Annotated in this window: 4 protein-coding genes; 2 read left to right on the forward strand and 2 right to left on the reverse strand. The window is 65.2% G+C overall.

Annotated features, from left to right (window positions below):
- The first annotated feature begins 1513 nt into the window (after positions 1 to 1513).
- Entirely contained in the window at positions 1514 to 2392 is an 879-nt protein-coding gene (locus BN1233_RS39075; RefSeq protein ID WP_046869077.1) for a tyrosine-type recombinase/integrase, read from the forward strand.
- A gap of 12 nt (positions 2393 to 2404) precedes the next feature.
- A complete protein-coding gene (locus tag BN1233_RS39080) occupies positions 2405 to 3619 on the forward strand; it encodes an IS91 family transposase (protein ID WP_046869078.1) in 1215 nt (404 codons plus the stop codon).
- 373 nt (positions 3620 to 3992) lie between these two features.
- Here the strand turns inward: BN1233_RS39080 and BN1233_RS47890 are convergent, their stop codons facing one another.
- Positions 3993 to 4151 carry a hypothetical protein gene (locus tag BN1233_RS47890; RefSeq protein ID WP_154678345.1) on the reverse strand — a complete coding sequence of 53 codons (159 nt, stop codon included), beginning with the start codon at positions 4149 to 4151 and terminating at the stop codon, positions 3993 to 3995.
- A 324-nt stretch (positions 4152 to 4475) separates the two neighbouring features.
- A partial coding sequence (locus BN1233_RS39085; protein ID WP_052764115.1) for an IS110 family RNA-guided transposase occupies positions 4476 to 5365 on the reverse strand: 890 nt, incomplete at its 5' end.

Raw genomic sequence — 5365 nt, forward strand, 5'->3', positions numbered from 1 at the left:
CCGAGAAGGCCAATTGCGGAACCGAAAACAGGCCTCTCCGGCAGTCTTCCAAAGCAACCTCTGGCAAATTTACCGGAGTCGAGCAGAGCCCCGGTCTAGCCCGTTCCTGGGCAGGCCTGCGGCGCCGCGCGATTACTGCCAGTTGCTTGTCGCGAGATGCGCCCGCAGACGGTGCGCCGCCTGGGCATAGGTCTGCCGCATCGAACCGCGGCAGGACAAACTCACCCTTCTGCAGGTTGGTCGGCACCTCGTCGGGCGCAGACCCTGGTGGAGCCGCGGCGCGCCGATGAACATCCTCGGGTCGACCGTACCGGTTTCTCCGAAACCAGCCCACTCGTTGCGGTATGAGACAGTAACCGGCATCACTCCAGTGAAGAACGAGAACAGCCCCGAGAAGAACCAACCGCGGCGTGAGCCGTCGAAGACATCGTCGACCGCGGAGTCGAGTGAGCCTTGTCAATGCTGCACTTGGCGCAGGTGGTTCGTGGGGCCTTTCGCCGTTATCCGAAAGGCTCTATCCGCAGCGGACCTATTGCCGACGGTTGGCAAAGCCGCAGCGAGCGAACTTGTTGACCTTTGGAATTTCTTCTGGTGCAGGAGCGGGTTCCTCAAGGTCGCGCAGTCTCAGTGCCTTCCGCGCGCGTTTAAGTTGATCGAAGCGTGACGGACGGATCGCGAGACCCCGTGCCAGACTGATGTGCAGGGCGTCGAACTGCGCGGCATATTCCGACAGGGAGCGATGCGCCTAGATCGTGAACCGGTCGGCTCTCGAGAGGAGTTGTGCGAGTGTGCGGTATTCCCTCTGAGCCTCGATCGACTGCAGTGGGAAGAGACACTGCGGAATGCCACGAGGCGTCGGATTAGATGCGATCTCCGGACCATCGTGAACGAGACGAACCAAGGTTTTTGCCGGTGATCTTCTAGCGGCTGCGCTCACAGATGTCTCCGAGCTGCGCGTCCATGGGTCGATTCGGTTGCATATGGGGCGCTCTCGAACTTTTCGCACATTTTGCCGCGCACGCGACTTGCCCCCCCCGCGCGGTCGGCAGCCCTCGTCGCGAACTTCTTAACCGGACCCGGTATCCCCTTGCTGAGGGCCTATCGTGACCGTGGAAGCCGGTTCGTTCTCTTGCTGCTGGGGGTAAAAGACTGCTCACGATCTAGCGGCTATCTACGGGCCTCGCAGCAGATCTGCGTATTGTTGCTATAACACCGTCTTGCCTGAGGTGCGGTTGAGATGACCACACTCCAGTCCGCCGCGATTGCTCGGACAGGATCCGACCTGATCACGTTGCGCTGCGCTGAGTGTCCGCTTCAGCAGCGTAAGCAGTCGTCCGCGTTAGGTCAGCTTTGTGCCGGAGAACGAACCCGCTCTCGCGGGAGGGCGCTGGACGCAGGAACAGTGCAATGACTTGGAGTGAGGGACTCCGCTGAAGGGCTGCCGATGACAGGGCCGAGTCCTGTCTTGAGGATCGAGGGGTTCGCAACCTCCCCCTCAAGACAGGAGCCCCCGATGACCGAGACGGCCGTCAGCCCGCTGCGCCGGCGCATGATCGAAGACATGACGGTGCGCAACTTCCTGGAAAAGACCCGCAACGATTACATCCGTCATGTCAAGGCGTTCACGGCGTTCCTCGGGCGCTCGCCTGACACGGCAGCGCCCGAGGATCTGCGGCGCTTCCAACTGCACCTGACCGAGATTGGCGTGCAGCCGCCGAGCATCAATGGTGCCGTCGCGGCGCTGCGGTTCTTCTTCGCCGTGACCCTCGATCGGGCGGAGATGGCCCGGCACCTCACGTTCGTCCGCGAGCCTCGTAGAGTACCGCTCGTCCTCAGCCCCGAGGAGGTCGTGCGCTTGCTGGAGGCGGCACCGGGGCCAAAGTACAAGGCGGCCCTGAGTGCTGCCTACGGGGCCGGGCTGCGCGTCTCAGAGGTCGTGTCGCTCAAGGTCTCAGATATCGATTCCAAACGCATGCTGTTGCGCATCGAGCAAGGCAAGGGGAGGAAGGATCGCCATGCCATGCTGTCGCCGCAACTCCTCGAGTTGCTGCGCGACTGGTGGCGGATCGCGCGGCCGCAGGTCTGGCTGTTTCCCGGCCAGAACCCGGTCAATCATCTCACCACGCGCCAGTTCACCCGTGCTGTGCATGCCGCGGCGCAGCAGGCCGAGATCGCCAAGCGGGTGACGCCGCACACCCTCAGGCATAGCTTTGCCACCCATCTCCTCGAGCACAACATCGATATCCGCGTGATCCAGGTGCTGCTCGGGCACGCCAAGCTCGACACCACCGCGCTCTACACGCGCGTCGCGACCAACACGATCCGCGCCGTCATGAGCCCGCTGGATCGGCTCCAGCCGCTGCGGCGCAGGGTGGACGAGCCGCCTGCATAACCCGCCGCGCTCGTGGTCCGTCCCGCTCTGGAGGTCGCGGACATCTTCCGCGACCACGGGGCCGCGTGGCGCCGAGCCAATGCCGGTCAGGTGAGCCTCGGCCAATTGAAGGTGATGGCGGCAATCGAGCGCTGCCGCACAGCGGCCCTCGGCGGGCATGTCGCGCGTTGCGAGGACTGCACGCACACCCTCGTCGCCTATAACAGCTGCCGCAACCGCCATTGCCCGAAGTGCCAGGGCGCGGCCGCGAAGGACTGGCTCGCGGACCGCGAAGCCGAGCTGCTGCCCGTGCCATACTTCCACGTCGTGTTCACATTGCCAGCGGCGATCGCCAACATTGCCTACCACAAGGCGGTGATCTATGACCTGCTGTTCAAGGCATCCGCCGAGACGATGCTCACCATTGCGGACGATCCCAAGCACCTCGGCGCCCGCATCGGCCTCACCGCCGTACTCCACACCTGGGGCTCGGCGATGACGCATCACCCGCACGTGCACATGATCGTGCCGGGCGGCGGGCTGTCAGCCGACGGAACACGATGGATCGCCTGCCGGCCGAACTTCTTCCTACCCGTGCGGGTCCTCTCGAAACTGTTTCGGCGGCTGTTCCTCGAGAAGCTCGCCACGGCCCACGCGGCCGGGCGTCTGATGTTCTTCGGCGATGACGCGCATCTGGCCGACGATGACGCTTTCGCGGCCTTCCTGGCGCCGCTGCGCAAGACCCGGTGGTTCGTCTATGCCAAGCGCCCGTTCGCCGGGCCTCAGGCCGTGCTGGCCTACCTGTCGCGCTACACACACCGCGTCGCCATCGCGAACAGCCGCCTGATCGCCGCCGACGACACCGGTGTCACGTTCAAATGGAAGGACTATCGGATCGCGGGTCGCGCTCGCTCCAAGACGATGACGCTCGCCGTCAATGAGTTTATCCGTCGCTTCCTCATTCACGTGCTCCCGCGTGGCCTCCATCGCATCCGGCATTACGGCCTCTTCGCCAACGGCGGACGCAACGACAACCTGGCGCGGGCCCGCGAGCTACTCGGCGTGCTCAAGCCACCACGTGAGGCTGCTGCGGCAGAACCTGCCGATGCCACGCCGACGCCGGCGCCGGCACGTCAATGCCCCTGCTGCGGCGGGCGCATGATCATCATCGAGACGTTCGCGCGCGGCTGCTCGCCACAGAAGCGGCCAGCGCCATCGATCCTCGTGATCAGTGTCGACACCTCATGACGACGATCGCCCGCTCGCGCCGCCGAATTGCCGCTCGTCCCCGTCGCTGGTCCTGCGCCGGCCCCGATGGCGCTTACTCGAACTTGGTGTGCAGCCATCGGATGAAGCATCGATCATCGCCGTCGAGCCTGCCCGGTGCCGAGGACGACGCCCCGCTCATACCCCTCGATGGTCCCGATCCTCGCGCTTGGTCGCATCGGCGACCATTTACCACCCGATCCGCAACGCTCAAATCGCCATAACAGAGCGCGCTACCCTCAGCACGCACACGTCCCGCGGGTTCTTTCCCTGGAGGCTTCCGGACGCCGGCCCCGGACACGCGGCGATGTTCGTGATGGCCGGCATCCGACACCCTTGTATGGGGTTATGCTTGTCAAGCCAGTTCCTGCTTCATGGCCTCATCTCCTTGTTCGACCAAGCTGGCGACCATCTCCTCGTCCCGACCTGACCTCGATTGGCCGCCGCGCGCAGTGACGGTCAAGGGTGGCCGCAGGCCATCGCGAAGCGACTTGCCCTTGACGGTCGCGAGCACGGCGGCAGGCTCGGTTGGTCGGTCGAGCTGTCATCCCTGCGGTGCGGCTATTGGCCGACGACAATTCGAGGGGAGCTCGCCAGTGGGCGCGGAGATCGGCGCCACAACCTTGTATTCGGTCGATCCGTGAGGATCGGAACCATGATGCAGTCATGCGCATCGGCGGCGAAGCTCCGGGGCGGCGGGCCCATTCTTCACAGCGGCTTGGAAGCCATGGGTTTAGCGTCGGGTCACCGCCACCTCGGATCGTCATCGGCAGAGCCCCGCAGGAGGCCGCCGAGGTCGGTTGCCCTGTTGTCCCTCTCTTTTTGTGCGGTCGGTCGCTTATGCCGCCGGACGTAAGACGACGCCTTGCGGCACTTGGCCGGTTGTGACGAGACGCCAGAGGGCAATGAGCAGCTTGCGCGCCAGCGCCACGATCATCGTCTTGCGCGTGCTGCCGCGTCCGTCGGCGGTTCGTGCCTGAAACCATTGGCTCAGGGCGCTGTTCTTTTGGAACCTGAGAAACCGCCAAGCCAATTGGATCATGCCGCACCGCACGCGAGCGTTGCCGGCACGCGCAAGACCCCGTTCGCGCCGGCGCTTGCCGCTCTCGTCCGGCGAGCCGGTGAGGCCCGCGTAGCGGGCGATGGCCTTGCGATCGCGCAAGTGGCGTGAGAGGATCTCATGGGCCAACATGTCCGCCGTCTCGACACCAACACCGAGGACGCGCGCAATGAGACGGACCATCGCGGGCGGGCCGGTCTCCCCTCCAGGAACCGCCGCGAGTTTCCGCAAGCGTTCCTGCTCGATCGCGCGGATCTGCTCGCGCACGACACGGAGCCGCGCGAGATGACGGCGCAGCTCCGCGCGCGTGTTCTCCGGCAACGGCGCCCCTTCCGCCGTGCGCAGACCTTCGAGCTTGCCCTCGGCCGTGCGCAGGGTCGGCCGAAAGGTGCGAATGCCGAAGCGGACGAGGATGGCCTTGATCTGATTGATGAGCCGGGTCCGCTCCGTGACCAGGTTCCCCCGCTCGCGGGTCGGCCGCCTTGCATCCTCCTCCTCGGCCGTCGGAATCGTCACCATGCTGCAATGGCGCTTCTCGCCGCGCAGCCGGCCGAGAAAGGCGCGCATCAGCAGTTCCGCGTCGAGGCGATCGGTCTTCGCGCGCCGGTGTTCGCGCGACACCGCAACGCTCGCAGGATGGATGACGTAAGCCTCGAGATCGCGCGCCC

This window comes from Microvirga massiliensis (assembly GCF_001006805.1).
GTDB lineage: Bacteria > Pseudomonadota > Alphaproteobacteria > Rhizobiales > Beijerinckiaceae > Microvirga > Microvirga massiliensis.

What these genes read in the sequence shown, in the direction of transcription:
- BN1233_RS39075 (WP_046869077.1), top strand. Translation starts at nt 1,514, where the DNA reads ATGACCGAGACGGCCGTCAGCCCGCTGCGCCGGCGCATGATCGAAGAC.